Annotated in this window: 15 protein-coding genes; 8 read left to right on the forward strand and 7 right to left on the reverse strand. The window is 48.6% G+C overall.

The features are described 5' to 3' along the window. Positions 1-14: 14 nt before the first annotated feature. From trxB to greA, 3 genes are all read right to left on the reverse strand, one after another. Positions 15-977, reverse strand: a complete 963-nt coding sequence (trxB, locus tag ABJO30_02275) for a thioredoxin-disulfide reductase (protein MEP3231637.1) — start codon at positions 975-977, stop codon at positions 15-17. A 135-nt stretch (positions 978-1112) separates the two neighbouring features. After that, the gene (locus ABJO30_02280) at positions 1113-2054 is read right to left on the reverse strand and encodes a mitochondrial fission ELM1 family protein (protein MEP3231638.1); all 942 of its coding nucleotides are present in this window, start codon (positions 2052-2054) and stop codon (positions 1113-1115) included. 4 nt (positions 2055-2058) lie between these two features. After that, a complete protein-coding gene (greA, locus tag ABJO30_02285) occupies positions 2059-2535 on the reverse strand; it encodes a transcription elongation factor GreA (GenBank protein MEP3231639.1) in 477 nt (158 codons plus the stop codon). 388 nt (positions 2536-2923) lie between these two features. Between greA and ABJO30_02290 the strand changes: the two genes are divergently transcribed. Next, the gene (locus ABJO30_02290; GenBank protein ID MEP3231640.1) at positions 2924-3793 is read left to right on the forward strand and encodes a delta-class carbonic anhydrase; all 870 of its coding nucleotides are present in this window, start codon (positions 2924-2926) and stop codon (positions 3791-3793) included. Between the two features lie 97 nt (positions 3794-3890). Here the strand turns inward: ABJO30_02290 and ABJO30_02295 are convergent, their stop codons facing one another. Together ABJO30_02295 and ABJO30_02300 are read right to left on the reverse strand one after the other, a co-directional pair. Continuing rightward, positions 3891-4616 (reverse strand): haloacid dehalogenase type II, encoded by a 726-nt coding sequence (locus tag ABJO30_02295; protein ID MEP3231641.1) that lies wholly within the window; start codon positions 4614-4616, stop codon positions 3891-3893. 39 nt (positions 4617-4655) lie between these two features. Continuing rightward, positions 4656-5036, reverse strand: a complete 381-nt coding sequence (locus ABJO30_02300) for a DUF1304 domain-containing protein (GenBank protein ID MEP3231642.1) — start codon at positions 5034-5036, stop codon at positions 4656-4658. Between the two features lie 306 nt (positions 5037-5342). Here ABJO30_02300 and ABJO30_02305 point away from each other — a divergent pair, with 306 nt between their 5' ends. Then, positions 5343-6404, forward strand: coding sequence for an MBL fold metallo-hydrolase (locus ABJO30_02305; GenBank protein MEP3231643.1), 1062 nt, complete (start codon positions 5343-5345; stop codon positions 6402-6404). A 79-nt stretch (positions 6405-6483) separates the two neighbouring features. On the opposite strand, the gene carB is transcribed toward ABJO30_02305, so the two are convergent. Next, positions 6484-9876, reverse strand: a complete 3393-nt coding sequence (gene carB / locus ABJO30_02310) for a carbamoyl-phosphate synthase large subunit (protein MEP3231644.1) — start codon at positions 9874-9876, stop codon at positions 6484-6486. A gap of 342 nt (positions 9877-10218) precedes the next feature. On the opposite strand from carB, the gene ABJO30_02315 reads away from it, so the two are divergent. Together ABJO30_02315 and ABJO30_02320 are read left to right on the forward strand one after the other, a co-directional pair. Beyond that, the gene (locus ABJO30_02315; protein MEP3231645.1) at positions 10219-11130 is read left to right on the forward strand and encodes a neutral zinc metallopeptidase; all 912 of its coding nucleotides are present in this window, start codon (positions 10219-10221) and stop codon (positions 11128-11130) included. A gap of 15 nt (positions 11131-11145) precedes the next feature. Next, on the forward strand, positions 11146-11655 hold the full coding sequence (locus ABJO30_02320; protein MEP3231646.1) for a DUF2937 family protein: 510 nt from the start codon (positions 11146-11148) through the stop codon (positions 11653-11655). 17 nt (positions 11656-11672) lie between these two features. Here ABJO30_02320 and carA read toward each other — a convergent pair whose 3' ends face one another. Continuing rightward, entirely contained in the window at positions 11673-12872 is a 1200-nt protein-coding gene (carA, locus tag ABJO30_02325; GenBank protein ID MEP3231647.1) for a glutamine-hydrolyzing carbamoyl-phosphate synthase small subunit, read from the reverse strand. 237 nt (positions 12873-13109) lie between these two features. On the opposite strand from carA, the gene ABJO30_02330 reads away from it, so the two are divergent. The 4 genes from ABJO30_02330 to rpoD all read left to right on the forward strand — a co-directional run bounded on the left by ABJO30_02330 (position 13110) and on the right by rpoD (position 18312). Then, on the forward strand, positions 13110-13559 hold the full coding sequence (locus ABJO30_02330) for a GatB/YqeY domain-containing protein (protein MEP3231648.1): 450 nt from the start codon (positions 13110-13112) through the stop codon (positions 13557-13559). Between the two features lie 39 nt (positions 13560-13598). Further along, positions 13599-13955 (forward strand): hypothetical protein, encoded by a 357-nt coding sequence (locus ABJO30_02335; GenBank protein MEP3231649.1) that lies wholly within the window; start codon positions 13599-13601, stop codon positions 13953-13955. A gap of 59 nt (positions 13956-14014) precedes the next feature. Beyond that, complete coding sequence (dnaG, locus tag ABJO30_02340) at positions 14015-16057, forward strand: DNA primase (GenBank protein MEP3231650.1); 2043 nt, start codon at positions 14015-14017, stop codon at positions 16055-16057. A 272-nt stretch (positions 16058-16329) separates the two neighbouring features. After that, entirely contained in the window at positions 16330-18312 is a 1983-nt protein-coding gene (gene rpoD / locus ABJO30_02345; protein MEP3231651.1) for an RNA polymerase sigma factor RpoD, read from the forward strand. The last annotated feature ends 93 nt before the right edge of the window (positions 18313-18405 follow it).

The following is an 18405-nucleotide window of genomic DNA, read 5'->3' on the forward strand; positions in this document are numbered from 1 at the left end:
GCGATACAACTTATCTATTCGGCGGCTTGCTTGGCTTGATCCGCTTCATGTTCGGCAATGTATTTTTCTGCTTCCAGCGCTGCCATGCAACCCATGCCCGCAGCTGTAACAGCCTGACGGTAGATGTCGTCTGTTACGTCACCAGCAGCAAAGACGCCTGGAATATTGGTGGCGGTCGAATCTGGTGCCGTCCACATATAACCGCTATCGCGCATTTGTAGTGTGTCTTTGAAAAGATCGACTGCTGGCGCATGGCCAATAGCAACGAATACGCCGTCCACGTCTAATGTGCTGATCTCGTCTGTCTTGGTGTTCTTTACATTGACGCCGGTTACAGATGGCATCGGTTTTGTGTCACCTGTAATTTCATCAACAGCGTGGTCCCATAGAACTTCAATCTTAGGATGAGCAAAGAGGCGTTCTTGCAAAATTTTCTCAGATCGTAATTCGTCACGACGGTGAACGAGCGTTACTTTTTCTGCAAGGTTTGCAAGATAGAGCGCTTCTTCAACAGCGGTGTTGCCGCCGCCGATGACAGCCACTTTTTTGCCGCGATAAAAGAAGCCGTCGCATGTAGCACAAGCAGAAACACCGAAGCCCATGAAGGTTTGTTCTGATTCAATACCAAGCCACTTTGCTTTAGCGCCAGTGCAGATCACCACCGTGTCAGCGGTGTAGACTTCGCCGCCATCGCCAACTGCTTTAAACGGGCGGCTTTCAAGATCGACGCTTTTAATTGTGTCGTTCACAAGCTTAGTGCCGACGTTTACTGCTTGGTCGCGCATTTGTTCCATGAGCCAAGGGCCTTGGATTGGATCAGCGAAACCTGGATAGTTTTCAACCTCGGTGGTGATGGTCAATTGTCCGCCTTGTTCAAGGCCTGTTACCAAAACAGGTTCTAGCATGGCGCGTGCTGCGTAAACTGCTGCGGTATAACCGGCAGGGCCGGATCCTATGATTAGGACTTTAGTGTGCATCGATGATGTCCCTAATGAGAAGCTTGGAAGTTACCTTGATATTGCCATTGAAGGGGGCGGGGTCAAGTATTGAGTTTTTAAATTTGATAATCTTTGTGGATCGCGGTTGATAACCTTCAATTCCGTTGAAATAGGCTAAAGCCGAAAGGCACCTTTAACGGCTTTGGTAATCGCGGGCGTTTCGTCAAAGCGGGGTTGAATACCTGCTTTGATCGGTTGGTCCTCTGCCATGACGAGGCCTTTTTCTCGTAGTCTGCGAATAGTCCAACGGAATTTGTTGGGATTGCCAGTTGGCTCAACCACATGAACGGGCACTCCGCTCGCCAACGCTTCGCCGACCATGTTGTGACTATCACCGCTCACCAAAATGGCGTCGGCTTCTGACAGCATATGAAAATAGGGATTGTCGCCGGAACCATCCCAGATGAAACTTTCAGGGCAAGGGCTGGCTGCTCTAACGGCTTTCAAAAAATTATCTGGAGTTCGGCGTGAAGCCGTGACCATGACCGCGTTAAAGCCAGCGGCCTTTTGCAATTTATTTGTGAAGGCGTTGATTGCGGTATCGTCATAAGTTGCGTGCTTGCTGTTACCACCCAAGATGACGGCGAGTTTTGGTCCGGTGAGCTTGGTCAGCCTAGGATCCGGTGTCTGCTTGCAAGCATCTAGCTTTTCTTCTGATACCAAATGCGGCGCGGTAAGCGTGGAGATGACGTGCTCGCCTGAGAGCTGGTCGTGGCTCGGTGCCCATACGTGCGCAAAAGACGAAACATTGCGGCCCGGGTTTTTCAGAAACAAAACGCGGGTGCGGCCTTTAGATTGTTTGAAGAGGCGCTTTGCATAGGGGTATGTCTGGCGATTTGCTGCGATAATGAGGTCAGGCAGCGGGGCTTCAAACTTCGATAGCTCATGTGGGTCAACAGGCCCCCACGGCATCAAAAATTTCCAAGGTTGCCTTGGCGATACTTCGATAAAGCGCACATTACTGGATAAACGGCGAGCAATCGCTTCGCATTGAACGACATCGCCTCGTCGTCCATCGGTGATAATCCAGATTGATGGCTGTGCGCCGTCTGTCATGATACTAGACGTATTTTACGTCCAAAATTTCATAAGCGCGCGTACCGCTAGGTGCAGCAACTTCGATGCTGTCGCCTTCTTCTTTGCCGATCATAGCACGGGCGATAGGGGACGAGATTGAGATTTTACCGCTCTTAATGTCGGATTCTAAATCGCCGACGATTTGGTAGGTTTTCTCTTCGTCCGTATCTTCATCAACCATTTTCACCGTCGCACCAAACTTGATGTTACCGCCAGTCATTTTCGTCGGGTCGATTATTTCAGCACGGCCAAGCTTGTCTTCAAGCTCCATAACACGGCCTTCATTGTGGCTTTGAGCCTCTTTCGCCGCGTGATATTCCGCGTTTTCAGAAAGGTCACCATGGGCGCGCGCTTCTTCAATCTCACGGATAATTTTACCGCGAATATTTTGCTGGCGGTCTTTCAACTCGTCTTCCAACGCTTTGTAGCCTGTGATGGTCATCGGCACTTTTTCGACCATGGGAACCTCTTTAAAAACTGACCCACCTATGATTGCGAGCCATAAAAAGCGCGGCTCCACTAAACTTACTGAAGCCGCGCGTTGCTTGATTGGCGATAACTATAAGACGGGTTTGTGTTCTTGTGAAGATAGAGAATAGCAAAACCTTATGCTGTGAATTTTTGTCAATAAATTCAATGCTTTAATTGGGTTCTTTTCAAGATCGCGTTGATTCGCAACTTGCTTCACGAATGGGTTATACCGCCTTGTCAGGGTCAAGCCGCGGTATATGCTCTTGCTGTGATCTAATTAAAAATAAGATCTCACATTCGATCTCCGTCCAATTTAGCTGCGCGTATGAGCTAAATAAAAGTGGCGGTTTAATAGTTTTTATAGGGAAAAAACAAATATGACGAATAAGATTTCTACATTAATTGCGCCAGCAACAGCGGCTTTGTTATTCACAAGCCTAAGTGTAGGCGCTTCTTTAGCTGCTGGCTCGGTTGATGATGGCTATGTTGCGAAACAAAGAAATACTCTTGCTGAGAGCACAAAGGGTAAAGGCTATGGCCCGCAATCACCTCGCGACCTTGGTACATTAACTGGTAATAATTCACGTGCCTTCGGTTCTGCGCCTGCGCACACGGCCATGAACCTTTGCAATATTCACTTCCATGAGAATGCTGAGCACAAGGGTGGTTCGTTTACTGCCTATGCTGGCAATGGCAATGGCAAAGGTGCTGGCACCGGCTTCCAATATACGGGTAAATTGTCTGACACCGAACTTAAGCCCTATGGCAAAAAAGTTGGTGAGGGCAAATATGGTGACCTTCAACCCGGTGATACGATTGAAGTGCATTATGTGCACACAACCGCGAAAGTTTCCCCTGGCCCAACACTGGGTTCATGCTTGAGTGAAGCAATCGGCAATCCGCAATTGCGCGTTGAAACACAGGTCTATGTGATTGTGAATGATGTGAATGCTGCGAACTTTGTTGATCTTGCAAAAGTTGAGAAGATCAATGACCTATATCAAGCGCCAAACATTCCAACTGATACGGGCGCGCCGATCCAATACGCTGGGTCGACGACGGGTCCAAGCTACAATGAAAAAGGCTCACCGTTCCAAGTAAGCTGGAGCGTGCGTCCTGAGATCAAGAAGATCACAATTCAAAGTGTTGACGCTTGGTTGGGTGGTAACATCTTTGAAGAAGACCACGCCCACGGTGTTCGTAATTTGGTGACAAACCCAGATTTGATTTCGAATATTCTCAACTAGAATTTCTGGTTTAAATGCAAAATTGAAGAGGCGGCACGAGCCGCCTTTTTATATGCCAAGTCGGAGGTTAGGATTCAATCAAACGTGGAATACACACTTATTTTCCCGCCAATTCCGCGCGGTGGGCGTCGGCTAGTTCGGCCATGCTGTTAAAACGGAAATCGTAAGTGGGCATGTCGCCGGGGTTCATTGTTGCGCCGAAACCCTCTTTTTCATGGCGGCGATAAATCCAGCAGTTTGATAAGCCATATTTGTTGGCTGAGGCGTGATCATGGAACATGCTTTCAGCTGTATGCAGGATGTCGTCCTTGTTGATACCCTGCCGTGCCAGCGTTTCCAGCATGTAGTCAAAGTTGCGATCAGACGGTTTATAGCTTCCGATATCTTCAGCAGTATAGACCCCATCGAAATGGACACCAAGGCGGGCGTTTGATCCTGAGAAACTTTGATTGTCAGTGTTGGTAAGAACCACGAGTTTGTAATGCTGTTTGAGATAAGCAAGCGCGTCGCGGCTATCATCAAAAGCGGGCCATTGGCGCACGGAATGGCCGTAGGCTTGGCACTCTTCCCACGTTACTTCTGCACCCCATTCTTCCGCTAGTCTGCGGTAAACAACAGCGAGAAGATCGTAATACTTCTTGTCGGGCGTCCAGCGTTGCGTTGTGGATTCGTGATAGGCGTGCGCTTCTAAGATGTCATCGCGAGATAGGCTGCGGCTGACTTTATCCGTTAGTGGCTTTAGCCCCGTCACCATGCCGCTTTCCCAGTCGATCAAGGTGCCATAAACATCAAATGCTAGAACTTTAAAGTCGCTAAGTTTCATTATTTTAATTCCTGATAAGGTTAGCTGCGATTTTCGCGATTATGCGTCGTTTGATTTTTGACCTAAATGAAGCAGGGCCAAAGCAATGACGGACGGCACCAATTGGATGAGGCCGGGTTTAACCGCAACCGTTACAATGGCGCCAATGCCTGCAATCGCCACGAAGGCGAGGAAGCATGTTGCAATGTCCTTTTGCCATTTTACGTCTTTAACGAGCAATGACCAAACAAGCCCAATTACCAAGAATGCATTGTAAATGCCTTGGTTTGCGGCCATCTGTATGGTCTGTTCAAAAAGCTCGGGCGGGAATGTTTCAAAAACTTTTGGGCCGCGCGATGTCCACGCGAATATTTCAAACCATGCAATATAAGAATGCAACAAGGCGATCAGGGCTATGAGTATTAAAGATACTTTTTTCATGTCGGCTCTTTGGTTCAAGGGTTGTTGTTCGTGGATCAGGTTTTAAGCCCAATCTAGAGGTTTGCCAATATGATATTCTGTCTGTCCGCCACCTTCGCTGTTGGCGTGGCAAAACACAATGATAATTGGAAGAGTTGCGAAGTTGCGCGGAATTTATTGAGAGGATTATTAAATTCTTCTCTGCTGCCTTTGCGTTGATCTCAGCCTTATCAATGTAGCTTGTTAGTCATCCTGTTTCAGCATGAGATATTGGTTTAAAGAATCTTCGATTACTGCTACACGAGATTGAAGTGTAAGAGAGATTTCATGACTCGTCGTAAATTCCTAAAGTTGGGGCTTTTTGTTTCCGCAGCATCCCTACTTAGTGGGGGTGTCACAACGGCGATCGCAAAAACAAGAAATATTTATTATAACGGTCGGCGTACAGACCATTTTGATGGGTTGAAATTTTTCAATCCAAAGGGCGCTAACCCGAAAGGGCTTGGTGGGCTTTTAAGATGGAAATTAGGCAGTCAGCCGGCTCAGTGGCCCTCGACCTATCTAAGCCCGTTTGCAGGGGCAAAACCTGAACGCAGCGTTGATAATTTGGCCATTACCATGGTCGGTCATGCGACATTGCTTATTCAGATAAACGGTCTGAACTTCCTGACTGATCCAATTTTTACTGAGCGTGCCAGCCCTTTGTCCTTTGCGGGGCCAAAACGCATTGCACCACCTGGTGTATCGCTTGAAGATTTGCCGAAGATTGATGCGGTATTGTTGAGCCACAATCACTATGATCATTTGGATAAAGAGAGCTTGAAGTGGTTGGTTGAAAACCATGACCCTCTCATTATCACCCCATTGGGCAATGATACGATCATCCACAAGTCCATACCCACTGCTCGTGTGCAAACTGGTGATTGGGGGGATGTGGTTAAATTAGGTAAAGCTAAAATCCATTTCGAACCAATGCACCATTGGTCTGCGCGCAAAACCAGTGATCGCCGAATGGCCCTTTGGGCAGCGTTTGTTGTTGAAAGCAAAGCTGGCAAAGTTTACTTCGTTGGCGATACTGGATTTCACAATGGGATCAATTTTAAAGCCGTTCGCAAAAAGCACGGCGGTTTTAAAGCGTCGATTGTGCCAATTGGTGCTTATTCGCCCCGTTGGTTCATGAAAGATGTGCACCAGAACCCTGAAGAGGCCGTTCAGTCTCATATATTATGTAATGCGGAAGTCTCTATCGCCCATCATTGGGGTATGTTCCAACTAACGAATGAACCGATAGAAGAGCCAATTGAGCGATTGGCCGCGGCAAAGTCTGCTGCAGGTTTGAAAGAATCTGCATTCTTGGCGTTGAAACCTGGCGAAGCTTGGAATGCTTAAAGCTTAGAGAAACAGCCTTAAGTCCTAATCGCGGGCACAAGCTTGCTCCCGCGATACTGATTTTTGAGGTACTTCAAGCTTATCCGAAATAATCCTGCAATGAACGCACTTCCACATTGCCTTGGTTGTAAGCTGCTATGCCTTGGGCAGCAGCGTTTGCACCCGATACAGTTGTGTAATACGGCACTTTGTTGAGCAAGGCTGCTTGTCTTAGAGAACGGCTATCTGAGAGGGCTTTTGAACCGTCTGTCGTGTTGAACACCAATTGGATTTCACCATTTTTGATGGCATCCACCACATGCGGGCGACCTTCAAGCACTTTGTTGATGCGCTCTACTTTGAAGCCTTGTTCTTGTAGATAGCGTTGCGTGCCACCTGTTGCGACGATTTTGAAACCGATCTCGCTCAAAATCTTGATGCCTTCTAAAACGCGTGGTTTGTCATCGCTTTTCAATGAGACAAAGACAGTGCCAGAAGTTGGCACTTTCGTGCCGCCACCAAGTTGTGATTTTGCAAAGGCGATGCCGAAATTGCGATCAAGACCCATCACTTCGCCGGTTGAACGCATTTCTGGTCCAAGCACAGTGTCCACGCCTGGGAAGCGGGCGAATGGGAAGACGGCTTCTTTAACAGCGATATGATCAAACTGATGTTCTTTCAAATCAAAGTCTGCAAGCTTCTCACCAGCCATAATGCGCGACGCGATTTTCGCGATCGGGTCACCGATGGTCTTGGCAACGAATGGCACGGTACGTGAAGCGCGTGGGTTGACTTCAATCACGTAGATTTCGTCATCTTTCACGGCATATTGCACATTCATCAACCCGCCAACTTTAAGCGCAAGCGCCATTGCACGGGTCTGTTCTTTAAGACGCGCAATCACACTGTCTGAGAGCGAATGCGGTGGCAGCGAACAAGCGCTATCCCCAGAGTGGATGCCTGCTTCTTCAATGTGTTCCATGATGCCGCAAACGAAAGTGTCTTCGCCGTCAGCCAAACAATCAACATCAATCTCGGTCGCGTTGGTAAGATAACCATCGATCAAAACCGGTGCATCACCTGAGATGATGACGGCTTTGTTGATGTATTGCTCGAACTGGGCGTCATCGCGAACGATTTCCATGCCACGTCCGCCAAGTACATATGACGGACGGATAACAGCTGGATACCCAATGCGTTCCACAATGACTTTTGCTTCATCGCGTGAGCGGGCAATGCCGTTGTTTGGTTGTTTGAGATTAAGGTCGTTGAGCAATGCTTGGAAACGGTCACGATCTTCAGCCAAGTCAATCGCGTCTGGCGATGTGCCAAGAATTGGAATGCCTGCATCTTCAAGCGCATTGGCAAGTTTCAACGGTGTTTGTCCGCCGAACTGAACGATGACGCCGTGCAGGGTTCCGTTCTTCTTCTCTTCGCGCAAAATGGCCAACACATCTTCTTGTGTTAAAGGCTCAAAGTAGAGACGATCAGATGTGTCGTAGTCTGTTGAAACGGTTTCAGGGTTACAGTTGATCATGATCGTTTCATAACCTTGATCAGACAAGGCGAAGGCGGCATGACAACAGCAATAATCAAACTCGATACCTTGGCCGATCCGGTTTGGACCGCCACCAAGAATGACGACTTTATTGCGATCAGACGGGTATGATTCAGAGCGTGTTTCACCAACGAACGGCGTCTCGTAGCTTGAATACATATAGGCCGTTGGCGACGCGAACTCTGCAGCGCACGTATCAATACGCTTATAGACAGGATGCACATTCAAGCCATCGCGGTGTGCAAGAACGGCTGACTGATCTTGGTCTGTCAGCTTTGCCAAGCGCGCGTCAGAAAAGCCCATTGCTTTAACAGAGCGCATGGTGTGCTCCGTTGTTGGCAGACCGTGGATGCGGATTTTGTTTTCCATGTCCACAATGGTGCGTAGTTGATCAAGGAACCACGGGTCGATTTTGCAGAAGGAATGGATGAAGTCATTGTCCCAGCCAAGGCGCATGGCTTGTGCCACTTGCAACAGACGGTCGGGTGTTGGTGTGCCAAGAGCTGCGCGGATTGCATCTTTTTCTTGGCCGTCGCTATACCCTTCAATCTCAATGTCATCGAGACCATCAAGGCCAGTTTCGAGACCGCGTAGAGCTTTTTGCAAGCTTTCAGCAAAGGTCCGGCCAATCGCCATCACTTCACCAACAGATTTCATGGCGGTTGTTAGGTTTGGCGATGCACCTGCAAATTTCTCGAAGGCAAAGCGTGGAATTTTTGTGACGACATAGTCGATGCTTGGTTCGAATGAGGCAGGTGTTGCACCGCCTGTAATGTCGTTTTCCAATTCATCAAGCGTGTAGCCAACCGCAAGGCGGGCTGCAACTTTTGCAATTGGGAAGCCTGTTGCTTTTGAGGCAAGCGCTGAGGAACGAGAAACCCGTGGGTTCATCTCAATCACAACCAAGCGACCATCTTCAGGGTTTACTGCGAACTGAACGTTTGAACCGCCTGTTTCAACGCCGATCTCGCGCAATACCGCAATCGATGCGTTCCGCATGATTTGGTATTCTTTGTCCGTCAGCGTGAGGGCAGGGGCGACGGTGATGCTATCGCCTGTATGCACGCCCATCGGGTCGATGTTTTCGATAGAACAAATGATGATGCAGTTATCCGCTTTATCGCGAACCACTTCCATCTCAAATTCTTTCCAACCAAGAACGCTCTCTTCAACCAAAACTTCGTTGGTTGGTGAGGCTTCAATGCCGGATAAAACAATGTCGTAAAGCTCTTCAATCGTATAAGCGATACCGCCGCCTTGGCCACCCATGGTAAAGCTTGGGCGGATAATGGCTGGAAGGCCCGTTGTCTCGCTTGCTTTCAAGGCTTGAAGCTGAGCTGTGAGGCGATGCTCTTCACGGCGATGACGCTCGCCTTCCATCCACTGAACTTCAAATGCTTCGAGCGCGTCATCGCTGCCTTGTTTGGCAACGTTAGCGCGCTTTGCATTATATTCGTCTTCGAAACGCTTCTTCAGGTCTGTCGTGTTCACAAAAGCTGCGTGCGGTGTGTCGAGGCCAATCTTCTGCATGGCATCGCGGAAAAGGTCGCGGTCTTCGGCTTTGTCGATTGCTTCAGCCGTCGCGCCAATCATTTCCACATTGTGCTCTTCAAGAACGCCCATTTTCTTGAGTGACAATGCACAGTTGAGAGCCGTCTGTCCGCCCATGGTTGGCAGGATGGCGTCTGGTTTTTCTTTCTCGATGATCTTCGCCACAATTTCTGGCGTGATCGGCTCGATGTAAGTTGCGTCAGCAAGCTCTGGGTCCGTCATGATGGTGGCGGGATTAGAGTTCACCAAAATAATCCGGTAGCCTTCCGCTTTGAGCGACTTACAGGCTTGAGTGCCAGAGTAATCAAACTCACAAGCTTGACCAATAACGATCGGTCCGGCCCCGATGATGAGGATGGAGGAAATGTCGGTTCTTTTGGGCATATGGACCTGCTTTTTTAGTTAAACGACAGGGAGAGTTCTGCAAAAAACCCGAGACGCTGAGGGCGACCGGGTGACGTGCAATTTAATGTCGTGGCTAAGGCTTTTCTATAGGCAAATGATGGGCAGTTGAAAAGGGCTTTTTGTCGATTCTAGTGAATAAAGTCGCGAAAAATACGTGGTTTTTATGGTGATCTCTGATCAAGGTGAATTTGTAAGGGGGTAATGACCCTCTTTTGTCTTCTTTTAAGAGGACAAGCCGATGGTCGCACTTTATGATGCAGGTACTGTAAAGTTGTATTCGCGCAAGAATAAATAGAATTATAAATAGGGGAATTCTCAGCCATGCGTTGGAAGGGTCGTCGACAAAGTTCGAATGTAGAAGATGTACGAGGAAGTAGCCGAGGCGGTTTTCGGCGTCCAATAGGGAGTGGCGGAAGGCGTCGCGTTAGCCGTGCTGGCGGCGGTGGCAGCATCGGTCTCATCGTTGTTGGCTTGATTGCTTATTTCGTCTTCGGCATTAATCCGCTGACCTTTTTAGGTGGTGGGGGCGACCTTGGTGGTTTTACAGGCGGGCAACAGCAATCTGTAGCGCCCCGAAATAGCAGCCCTGCCAATGATGAGATGAGCCAGTTTGTGCGCGTGGTTTTGGCCGATACGGAAGATGCATGGGGGCAGATTTTTGCTGAGCGTAATGCGCGTTATCAAAAGCCTGTTTTGCAACTTTTTACAGGCCAAACGCGATCTGCTTGCGGCTCGGCCTCTTCTGCGTCTGGTCCGTTTTACTGTCCAGCAGATAACAAAATTTATATTGATCTGAGTTTTTATGACGAGCTTCGCCGTCGTTTTGAGGCGCCCGGCGATTTTGCGCAGGCTTATGTGCTAGCGCATGAGGTTGGCCATCATGTGCAAAATCTCGTTGGCGTTTTGCCAGAATTCAACAAACGCCGTCGCACCATGAGCAAAGCACAAGAAAACGCGATGTCCATTCGTGTTGAGCTACAGGCTGATTGTTTTGCGGGCATTTGGGCGAACTTTGCGTCTGGAAAAGGTTATCTTGAAGCAGGCGATATTGATGAAGCTCTTAATGCTGCCACACAAATTGGGGATGATGCGATTCAAAGACGCACGCAAGGTTATGTGGTGCCAGAAAGCTTTAATCACGGTACATCTGACCAACGCAAAAGATGGTTTGGCCGTGGCTACCAATCTGGCAAACTCGAAGCTTGCGATACGTTTAACGCATCACAGCTTTAAGGGTTTTGCCTCAGCATGTTTGGACGCCTTATAATTCTTATTTTCGGCCTTTTCGGTGCATCAGGGCTTGCGCAAGGGCCGGAAATGGCGACCCAGTACGAACAACGCATCGGCGGTGCGCTGGGTGAGCTTCAAACAGTGATTGAGCAATTTGACAAGGATGTCGCAAAGCACGGTTTAACCCGTGAAACTGCATTGGAAACTTATAGCCAAGCCTCAGCACCATTTTTGAAAGACAGAGGGCGGTCGATGCAGATTGCTCTGTCGCGGTTTGACACTTTAACTCACCAAGTGAAGACCTTTAAAACCAGCAACGATCTTTATAAGCCGATTTATCTCTTTGCAGAGGGCGACGAAAAGGTGATGCAAGGCATGCTGAAAGATTACACCTTCGGCATACCAGCGACCTTGTCTGGTTTCGTCTACGCGGTCTTTGGTTTTTTCTTCGGCGGATTCTTTGGTTGGGTCATACGCATATTCTCGCCACGGGATGCAGGCCATGGCGATGTTCGTGTAACCAAATAATTTTAGTTGTCAGCCAATTATGCCTGTTCGTGCTCTGGCAACAGTGCCTCTTTGCGACGGGCGCGCATGAGATTCACGAACCGACGGAAGAGATAATGGCTATCTTGTGGGCCTGGGGATGCTTCTGGGTGGTGCTGCACGGAGAAGATAGATTTTCCTGTAACAGCCAAACCGCAATTAGATTCGTCAAACAGAGAAACATGCGTTTCTTCAACACCGTCAGGCAGGCTTGAACCATCAACCGCAAAGCCGTGGTTCATGGAGACGATTTCAACCTTGCTGGTTGTGTGGTCTTTTACCGGATGGTTTGCGCCGTGGTGGCCTTGGTGCATCTTCATTGTTTTTGCACCGAGTGCCAAAGCGAGCATTTGGTGGCCGAGACAAATACCAAAAGTTGGAATGTCTGCTGCAACGACTGCTTTGATTGTATCAATTGCATAAGCGCCGGTTGCTTCAGGGTCACCGGGGCCATTTGATAGGAAGACACCATCAGGATTGAGGCTTGTTACATCACTTGCGCTGGCGCTCGCTGGTAACACTGTTACCTTGCAGCCAAGACCTGCAAGCAGGCGAAGAATGTTGCGCTTTACGCCGAAATCAAGAGCGACCACATGGTAAGGTGTTTCTGACGCTTTCTTGAAACCTTCATTCCAAACCCAAGGAGCTTCTGTCCACTCATAGGATTTGTCGGTTGTGACAGTCTTCGCCAAGTCCATACCAACAAGGCCCGGCCAAGCGGCGGCTTTTGCTTTCAGCGCTTCAATATCGAATTCGCCGTCTTTATTATAAGCAATCACTGCATTTGGCATGCCGTTTTCGCGCACTAGGTTAGTCAAAGCGCGGGTGTCGATACCAGCCATGCCGATAATGTTGCGCGCTTTTAACCACTGATCGAGGTGGCGAGTAGAGCGGTAGTTTGAAGGCTCTGTAATGTCTGCTTTTATGATACAGCCGCGCACGCCGTTTAAGTCAGCGGCTTCAACCGTTTCCATGTCTTCATCATTGGCGCCAACATTGCCGATGTGCGGGAAGGTGAAGGTAACGATTTGGCCAGCGTATGATGGGTCGGTCAGAATTTCTTGGTAGCCGGTGATTGCTGTATTGAAACAAACTTCCGCTTCAACCGCGCCTTCCGCCCCAAGGCCCATGCCTTCAATAACGGTGCCATCGGCAAGAACTAGAACAGCGGTTGGTTTCGGGTCAATCCATGCGCTCATTCTTTTGGCTCCTTTGCACTCAGCCCGCGCGTCATCGTTTCGGCAGGCGAGTTTTTGTCGATTTTCAAAGATTGAAAGGGTGATAAGAGAAACGAGCGACCACGTCAATGTTTGAATTATTTTTGAAATTCAATAAAATCAATGGCTTAGGAAATTTAATTATGTTGCCTGTGGAAAGGCGTCTATTTATGATCTCGCTGCACCACTCTATCTTGGCAATTTAAAGGCCCTTCCTTAATGCGTGACCAAATTTCTGCAGCTCTCAAAACAGCGATGCATGCCCGTAATAAATGCGAGACGAATACGCTTCGGCTGATTACTGCCGCGATTAAAGATCGCGATATTATGGATCGCAAAGGCGGTGATGGGCGCACAACAGACGAAGAAATTCTGGATGTGCTGGCTAAAATGGTAAAGCAACGCGAAGAATCTGCACGCGTTTATGAGGGTGCAGGGCGTTTGGAACTTGCTGAGCAAGAGCGTGAAGAGATTTCAATCATCCAGCGCTTCTTACCGACACAGCTTGATGCAGAAGCCACGAAAACGGCCTGTGAAAATGCGATCTCCAATTGCGGTGCTGAAGGCTTGCGCGATATGGGCAAAGTGATGGGCGTGCTTAAAGGTGAATATCCAGGGCAAATGGATTTTGGCAAAGCGTCTTGCATTGTGAAAGAACTACTCGGTTAATGCTGAGCGTTGTGAGTGTAGGGTAGTGGGTGACTGATTATGATTATTGCTGTTGCCCTTTTTCTGATTGCTTTTAGTGCGCTTTGGCAATCTTACCGTGACCCGCAGGTGAACCTGTCTTTTCTCTCTGAAAACGCCACGGCGCTCGCTTTCCTTTGTTTGTTTGTCGCCATTGGGGCGCTGCTGATCAATCATTTGCAACGCACTGCCTATGGCGGCACGGATGGGCTTTATATGCTTGGCGTGGTTTTTAGTTGGGGCGGGTTGATTTTGCTGTGGTTTTTGCGAAAACATCCAAAAGACCGCAAGCCACCTGATTTCTTGTTAATGCCTCTTGGCGTGGTCGATAAAGGCCTGCTTGCGGTTGCTGGTCTTTGTGTATTTATGCTGGTTTAGTGAGCGATATTTATAGGCTGGAATGCCATAAATAACGTTTGTTCCCGTAATCCACATCAATGGCGCTTGAAACAAAGCTCAATACCGACGATACCTCTTTCATGGCCCGCTTTACTCCCCAGATTTTGGATGAAATCCGAAACCGATTGACCCTGTCCGACATTGTTGGACGGCGGGTGACGTACGATAAGCGCAAGAGCCAGCCGCAAAAGGGTGATTATTGGGCTTGTTGTCCGTTTCACAATGAAAAAACACCGTCCTTTCACGTGGATGACCGCCGCAATATTTATCATTGTTTTGGTTGTGGGGTGACGGGGGATCATTTTCGGTTTTTGACGGAAAAAGAAGGCCTGTCGTTTCCTGAAGCTGTTGAGCGGCTTGCTGATGAAGCGGGTGTGGCATTACCAAAGCTTGATCCGCGTGAAGTGGAGCGGGAGAAGAAGCGCGGTTCGCTGTATGATGTGGTGGCGTTTGCCCAACAGTTCTTTCTTGAACAATTACAAGGGCCCCTCGGCGCTGCCGCACGTGGGTATCTGCAACAACGTGGACTTACTTTAGAAACTCAGCGCCATTTTGGTATTGGCTTTGCGCCACGTGATCGCTCTGCGTTGAAGCAGTATTTGGTTTCAAAAGGTGTTGAACACGATCAAATGGTTGAGGCTGGCTTGGTCGTTTCTGGCCCTGATGTGCCTGTATCCTATGACAAGTTCCGCGACAGAATTATGTTCCCGATCCTTGATTTGCGCGAGCGGGTGATTGCCTTTGGTGGTCGAGCGATGTCGGCAGATAATCCAGCCAAATATATGAACTCGCCCGAAACACCACTGTTTTCAAAGCGGAGCATTTTATATAACGCTGCGAACGCTAGAAAAGTCGCCTATGACCGCAAGCGTATTGTGGTTGTTGAAGGCTATATGGATGTGATCGCTTTAGCGCAGGCAGGCATTCCAGAAGCCGTTGCGCCACTTGGTACGGCACTCACCGGAGAGCAATTGCACCTTTTATGGAAAATCGCCGACGAGCCAATTTTATGTTTTGACGGTGATGAAGCGGGTCAACGTGCGGCCAACCGGTCTGTTGATGTTGCGCTTCCCCTTTTGAAGCCTGGTAAGACTGTGCAATTTACAATGTTGCCAGATGGCCAAGATCCTGATGACCTGATCAATGCTGAGGGCATCGAGGCGGTTGAAGAGCTGTTGAATGATGCACGAAGCCTTTCAGACCTTATTTGGGTGCGCGAAGCTGAAAGCGGCACATTTGAAACGCCAGAACGCAAAGCTGCACTGGAGGCACGGTTTTCGGAACTTATTCGCTCTATTGCAGATCAAAATGTTCGCCGACATTATGAACAGGCCTTTCGCGATAAAATGCAGGCATTTTTCTCTCCTAATGGGATGAGCGGCCAATCCAACGGCGGCTATGGCGGAAACAGCGGATACGGGCAGAATAACTATGGCCGATCTTATAATAACAACGGCGGTGGCTATAATAGAAACTCTTCGGGCCGCCGTGGTGGATTTGGTGGTGGCAGAGCAGGGCGCAACAATGGCCCGATGATCACGGACCGACTGCGTAAAAACCCGCTCACGTCTAAAAATTATGGCCGAGGTCAACCGTTGATCCCGCGTGAGGTCGTGCTTGTTGCGACTTTGATGAACCATCCAGAATTGTTGGGCGATTATTTCGAGAGCTTTTCAGAATTAAGCTTCAAAAACTCGGTTCTTGCCAAGTTGCAGTCAGGTTTATTGAGCAGTGTCGCCGTTGGACATGAGTTTTCTGCCTCAGAATTGCGGTTATTTTTGGTTCGGGAAGGCTTGGAAGACGAAGTTTTTCGCATTGAAGCAGCCGTAAATGGCCTTCATATGTGGCAAATTGGCGCAAATGCGCCAGTTTCTTCAGCAGAAATGGGTTACAAGCAAGCTCAAGCCTTGCATCATCGTGCACATACATTACATAAAGAGCTGAAAGCAGCCGAACGCGCTTACGCAAATGACGAAAGCGAATTAAACCTTGAGAGACTGCTAGACGTAAATGCACAAATTGCCAGTGTCGATGAAGACGATGTCTTGCTCGGCAACCTTGAAAATATGCCAAATGGCTAACAGCCCTTTTTTTGAGGGACGCATATTGAATGGACTGGCACATAGTAACGCCGCAAACAGCCTTAAGTTGGTAGCGGCAAGAAAGTTTGAGGTTCGGCACTAAGGTTAATCGACACTTAACTCACACCTGATAATTAAGATTCGGACGCTGACGGGTGGGCCGAACAAAGTGATGTTTAAGCCATTGACCAGATGCAGAAGAAACGAGTTGGCGAGGCGGTTTGATCACCCCCTTGCGGTGGCGTAACGCCACCAAGACCTGGAGAATATGAATGGCAACAAAAGCCACGGAAAAGAAAAGCTCTGCGGATGCTCAAGGCGAGACCACAGATGGACCGCTTCTTGACCTGACAGATGCCGCCGTCAAAAAGATGATTAAAGTCGCCAAGAAGCGCGGCTTTGTCACTTATGATGAACTCAACAACGTTATGCCATCAGACGAAGTGACGTCTGAGCAAATTGAAGACATCATGTCCATGTTGTCTGACATGGGCATTAATGTGGTTGAAGATGATGAAGGCGAAGAAGAAGGCGAAAGCTCTGAGAGCGGCGGGGAACTTGTAGAAGCTAACAAGTCCACAGCTGTTGCAACCACCGCCAAAAAAGAACCAACCGACCGCACAGATGACCCTGTCCGCATGTATTTGCGTGAAATGGGTTCTGTGGAGCTTCTCTCTCGTGAAGGCGAGATTGCGATTGCGAAGCGGATTGAGGCTGGTCGTGAAGCGATGATTGCCGGTCTTTGTGAAAGCCCGCTGACTTTCCAAGCGATTATTATTTGGCGTGATGAGCTGGCAGAAGAGAAAATTCTGCTGCGCGACATTATCGACCTTGAAGCAACCTATGCTGGCCCAGATGCCAAGCAGGTGCCAGCTGCGCCGACTGCTGAAGAGCAAGAAGCGAAAAAAGAAGAAGAAAACCGTCGTCCAGAAAACGGCGAAGGCACTGAGGGTGATGAAGACGAAGACGATGAAGATATGGAAAACAATATCTCATTGGCTGCGATGGAAGCTGAGCTTAAGCCTGAAGTGGTTGCAACGTTTGATGGTATTGCGAACAACTACGCGAAGCTTCGCAAACTGCAAGACAAGCTTGTAGAAACAACACTTGCTGACGGCGATCAATCTGGTAGCGACAGCACCAAGATGAAGAAACTCCGTGAGGAAATTGAGACAGACGTTAAATCCTTGTCACTCAATCAAAACCGGATCGAAGCGCTTGTTGAACAGCTTTATGAAATCAATAAAAAGCTGATCGGTTATGAAGGCCGTCTTCTCAGACTGGCTGAATCTTATGGCGTGAAACGTGAGCAGTTCATTGAGCATTATCAAGGGTCAGAATTGAACCCGAACTGGCTTGAAAACGTTGGCCAATTACCAGGCCGTGGCTGGAAGGAGTTTTCGAACTCCGAAGAAACACGCGTTTCTGATTTGCGGGCTGAAATTCAACACTTGGCCTCTGAAACTGGCCTTGTAACAGGTGAATTCCGTAGCATCGTTCATATGGTGCAAAAGGGTGAGCGCGAAGCACGCCAAGCGAAAAAAGAGATGGTGGAAGCAAACCTTCGTCTCGTGATTTCAATTGCGAAGAAATACACCAATCGCGGTTTGCAATTCCTTGATCTCATTCAGGAAGGCAATATCGGCCTTATGAAAGCGGTTGATAAATTTGAATATCGCCGTGGTTATAAGTTCTCGACCTATGCGACATGGTGGATCCGTCAGGCAATCACCCGTTCAATCGCGGACCAAGCGCGGACAATCCGTATTCCTGTGCACATGATTGAGACGATCAACAAAATCGTTCGTACAAGCCGTCAAATGCTGCACGAGATTGGTCGTGAGCCAACGCCGGAAGAATTGTCGAATAAGCTTGCTATGCCGCTTGAAAAAGTGCGCAAGGTTTTGAAAATCGCGAAAGAGCCTATTTCTCTCGAAACACCGATTGGTGACGAGGAAGATTCGCATCTTGGTGATTTCATTGAAGACAAAAATGCGATTTTGCCAATTGATGCCGCGATCCAAGCAAACTTACGCGAAACAACAACCCGCGTTTTGGCCTCGCTTACGCCTCGTGAAGAGCGTGTTTTGCGGATGCGGTTTGGTATTGGCATGAATACCGACCATACTTTGGAAGAGGTTGGACAACAATTCTCCGTTACTCGTGAGCGGATTCGTCAGATTGAAGCCAAAGCTTTGCGCAAATTGAAGCACCCAAGCCGGTCGCGTAAACTGCGTTCATTCTTGGATAGCTAAGCGCTTAAGAATTGTTAGAATATCATCCCGCAGGTAGCACATTGCCTGCGGGATTTTTTGTGGCCTCTTGCGTAATTCACCCCAAACCTTGAC

Source organism: Hyphomicrobiales bacterium (genome assembly GCA_039973685.1).
GTDB lineage: Bacteria > Pseudomonadota > Alphaproteobacteria > Rhizobiales > JACESI01 > JACESI01.